General features: G+C 63.7%; 1 protein-coding gene. It reads right to left on the reverse strand.

The features are described 5' to 3' along the window. Positions 1 to 36: 36 nt before the first annotated feature. A complete protein-coding gene (locus tag D0D15_RS35725) occupies positions 37 to 1,248 on the reverse strand; it encodes an IS256 family transposase (protein WP_240325335.1) in 1,212 nt (403 codons plus the stop codon). Positions 1,249 to 1,393 lie beyond the last annotated feature (145 nt).

The following is a 1,393-nucleotide window of genomic DNA, read 5'->3' on the forward strand; positions in this document are numbered from 1 at the left end:
GGGTCTATCCCGTGATCGGTGTTTCTGGCGGTTCGGTTAGTAGGTTTCGGCGGCCGGCCAGCGGTCACCGAAGGTGATGGCGAAGGCGTTGAGTACGGGTTTCCAGCGCATCGTCCATCGGGCGCGGCCTGTGCCGGTGGGGTCCAGGCTGCGGGTCACAAGGTACAGGCACTTCAGGGCGGCCTGCTCGGTTGGGAAGTGGCCGCGGGCTCGCACCGCCCGCCGGTAGCGGGCATTGAGCGATTCGATCGCGTTGGTCGAGCAGATCATTTTTCGGATCTCGACGTCGTAATCGAGGAACGGCACGAACTCGGTCCAGGCGTTGCGCCACAGTCGGACCAGCGCCGGATACTGCGCAGACCATTTGTCGTCCAGTTCCTGCAACGCCACTTCCGCCGCTGTCGCGTTGGGGGCCTCGTACATGGCTTTGAGGTCCCGTTTGAGCGCGTCGGTGTATTTCCGGGAGGTGAGCCGGAACGAATTGCGGATGAGGTGGATGATGCAGGTTTGCACGATCGCGGCCGGCCAGACTTGTTCCACCACCTCGGGCAAGCCTTTCAAACCGTCGCAGACGAGGAAGAACACGTCCTTCACGCCGCGGTTTTTCAGATCGACCAGGACGCTCATCCAGAACTTGGCGCCCTCGCCGCCGCTGCCCGGCCACAGGCCGAGCACGTCCTTACGGCCGTCCACGGTGACACCGATGGCGGCGTAGAAAGGCCGGTTGGCCACCTGGCTGTCGCGGACCTTGACCACGATCGCGTCGATGAACACCGCGGCGTAGACGACGTCGAGCGGACGGCTGGCCCAGTCCTGCATCTCCGCCACGACCTTGTCGGTGATGCGGGAGATCGTTTCCTTGCTCACCGAGGCGCCGTAGATCTCGGCGAAATGCGCCGAGATTTCACCGGTGGTCATCCCCTTCGCATACAGGGACAGCACGATCTCGTCCACATCGGTGAGCCGACGTTGCCGCTTCTTCACAATCTGCGGCTCGAACGTGGATTCCCGATCCCGCGGAACCTCGATCTCCACCTCGCCGGCCGCGTCCGAGAGCACCGTCTTCTTCCGGGTCCCGTTACGCACATTCGCCGAATCACGCCCCGGCTCGGCACGATGCTTCTCATGTCCGAGGTGCTCGGTCATCTCCTCATTCAGCGCGGTTTCCAACACGTTCTTGGTGAACAGCTTCAACAGCCCGTTCGGGCCGGTCAGCTCCAGCCCCCGCTGCCGGGCCTCGGCCACCATCGCCACCGCAGCGGCCTGCTCCGGCGACAACCGCTTCTCACTCTTACGTGGAGTCACAGCCCCAGATGTCATCACTCACAGTGCCCATCCCGCCGGACCTCAGCCCGGCGTGTCGGGCCAGAAACACCGATCTTGAAACAGTCCC

It is taken from the genome of Amycolatopsis thermalba (assembly GCF_003385215.1).
In the GTDB taxonomy this organism is placed as follows: domain Bacteria; phylum Actinomycetota; class Actinomycetes; order Mycobacteriales; family Pseudonocardiaceae; genus Amycolatopsis_E; species Amycolatopsis_E thermalba.

Bases quoted from the DNA above. Each gene is read 5' to 3' on its own strand.
- D0D15_RS35725 (WP_240325335.1), bottom strand. From the start codon at position 1,248: ATGGTGGCCGAGGCCCGGCAGCGGGGGCTGGAGCTGACCGGCCCGAAC.